The following is a 2,459-nucleotide window of genomic DNA, read 5'->3' as shown; positions in this document are numbered from 1 at the left end:
GACGAGATACGACAAGCTCGCCATCACCTATCGAGCGGCCGTCGTGATCAGCGCGATCCTGACATGGCTCCGCCAATAAAGGAGACATGCCCTAGGTCGTCGCCGAAGCTTGATCCTTACAAGCCCGCGATCGATACCATGCTGCGCTCGGACCTCGACGCGCCCAGGAAACAACGCCACACAGCAACCCGGATCCTGAACCGGCTCATCGACGAACACGCAGCCGCGGGACTCTCATACTCAACCGTCCGCGACTACGTGCGCGTCCGCCGGGCAGAAATCGATACCGCGGCCGGCAGGCGTAAAGAAGTCTTCATCCCCCAACACCATGCCCCTGGTGCTGAAGCTGAGGTCGATTTCGGGGAAGTCTGGATCATCCTCGACGGAGTGAGAACGAAGTGTCACATGTTCGTCTACCGACTCTCCCACTCCGGCAAAGCCATCCACCGTGTTTACCCGACCTGCGGGCAAGAAGCCTTCCTCGAAGGCCACATCGACGCCTTCGAAACTCTCGGCGGTATCCCGACCAGGCATATCCGCTACGACAACCTCACCGCCGCCGTCACCACGGTCTTGCACGGGAAGGATCGGCGTCGGAAGGAAAACGACCGGTGGGTACTGTTTGCCTCGCATTACGGGTTCGACCCGTTCTATTGCCAACCCGGCATCACGGGAGCCCATGAGAAAGGCGGGGTTGAAGGAGAAGTCGGCTGGTTCCGCCGCAACCACCTCACACCCATGCCCGAAGTCGCCTCACTGGCCGAACTCAACGAACACATCAAGGCATGGGAAGCCGACGACGACCGCCGGCGGATCAGTGGGAAACTCACCACCATCGGCGACGACTACGCCACTGAACGGGACTTGCTGGCTCCGTTGCCGACTGAAGCCTTTGATCCCGGTCTCGTGTTGCACCCGCGGGTTGATCGGTCCTCGATGATCACCGTGCGGATGATGAAATACTCCGTGCCCGCACATCTCATCGGCCAGAAAGTCCGCGTCTCCCTGAGAGCCTCACATTTACAGATCTACGATGGTCACCGGTTGGTGGCCACGCATCCACGGGTCGCGTCTCGTGGCGGGCATGTCGTCGATCTTGATCATTACCTCGAGGTTCTCAAACACAAACCCGGAGCCCTCCCCGGCTCCACAGCACTGGCAGCCGCCCGTGCATCTGGGGCGTTCTCCCCAACCCATGATGCGTTTTGGGCAGAAACCCGGAAAGTCAACGGCGATTCTGAAGGAACGAAAGAACTCATCGACGTTCTCCTCCTCCACCGAGCACTCCCCGCTGACGCTGTGATCGCAGGAATCCGTGCAGCGCTGAAGATCGGCGCGGTGTCGGCTGAGGTCGTCGCGATCGAAGCCCGCCGCCATGCACCTCCCGGTGGGGCCACTACTGACCGTCATCCCGTTGCTCGCACGAATGAGCAAGAGCAGAAAGTTGTCAGTCTCACCCAACGCCGCCTCACCGACCCAGGCGCCGTGATCGCGGGCCTGCCACCCGATACCAGACCGGTCCCGTCAGTCGCTGCCTACGATCAGCTGCTCCCACGCCGTGGCGCACCATCACCACGGCCACCTGCTCCCGATATTCCGAAAGCGAGTACACCCTGATATGGCCACACCACCCACCACTGTCACGAATAGTCTGCGGCGACGCCGCAACATGACCGAAGAAGCTGCCCTGGCAGCGATCGATCAAGCCTGCCGACGACTCCGGCTACCCACGATCCGCGCTGTTCTCGACGAAGCCATCACCGTCGCTGGGAAAGAACAACTCTCCTACCCCGGGTTCCTCGCCGAACTTCTCCTGGCAGAAGTTGATGATCGTGACCGTAGGTCCACGATCCGTCGGGTGAAGGCGGCTCAGTTCCCGCGGAGTAAATGGCTCGGGGATTTCGACTTCGACGCTAACCCCGACATTGAAGCCGCGACCATCAACCAGCTCGCGACCGGTGAGTGGATCCGCAAAGGCGAACCCCTGTGTTTGATCGGGGACTCCGGGACCGGGAAGTCCCATCTCCTCATCGGTCTCGGTACTGCGGCCGCCGAACAGGGCCACCGGGTCCGGTACACATTGGCGACCCGCCTGGTCAACGAGTTGGTGGAGGCTGCTGATGAGAAAACGTTGGCGAAGACCATCGCCCGCTACGGGCGCGTGGACCTGTTGATCATTGACGAGCTCGGATACATGGAGCTCGACCGTCGTGGTGCCGAACTTCTCTTCCAAGTATTGACCGAACGAGAGGAAAAGAACAGTATTGCGATCGCGTCGAATCAATCATTCTCCGGGTGGACAGACACGTTCACCGACCCGAGACTGTGTGCCGCGATCGTGGACCGACTCACCTATCACGGCACGATCATTGAGACCGGCACACACTCCTACCGACTCGCCCACACACGACAGTCCGCGCCTTGAGAACTACTCGACGGGGCAGAACCGCCTGCGGTTC

The 2,459-nt window shown here is 60.9% G+C and carries 2 protein-coding genes; both read left to right on the top strand.

What is annotated here, in order from left to right; translation table 11 throughout:
• Positions 1-6: 6 nt before the first annotated feature.
• The gene (istA, locus tag MPN20_RS16995; RefSeq protein ID WP_347566846.1) at positions 7-1,617 is read left to right on the top strand and encodes an IS21 family transposase; all 1,611 of its coding nucleotides are present in this window, start codon (positions 7-9) and stop codon (positions 1,615-1,617) included.
• 1 nt (position 1,618) lies between these two features.
• Positions 1,619-2,425 carry an IS21-like element helper ATPase IstB gene (istB, locus tag MPN20_RS16990; RefSeq protein WP_029416761.1) on the top strand — a complete coding sequence of 269 codons (807 nt, stop codon included), beginning with the start codon at positions 1,619-1,621 and terminating at the stop codon, positions 2,423-2,425.
• Positions 2,426-2,459: the final 34 nt, after the last annotated feature.

Source organism: Brevibacterium sp. ZH18 (assembly GCF_022748595.1).
Taxonomy (GTDB): domain Bacteria; phylum Actinomycetota; class Actinomycetes; order Actinomycetales; family Brevibacteriaceae; genus Brevibacterium.
This window is presented reverse-complemented; position numbering and strand designations above follow the sequence as displayed.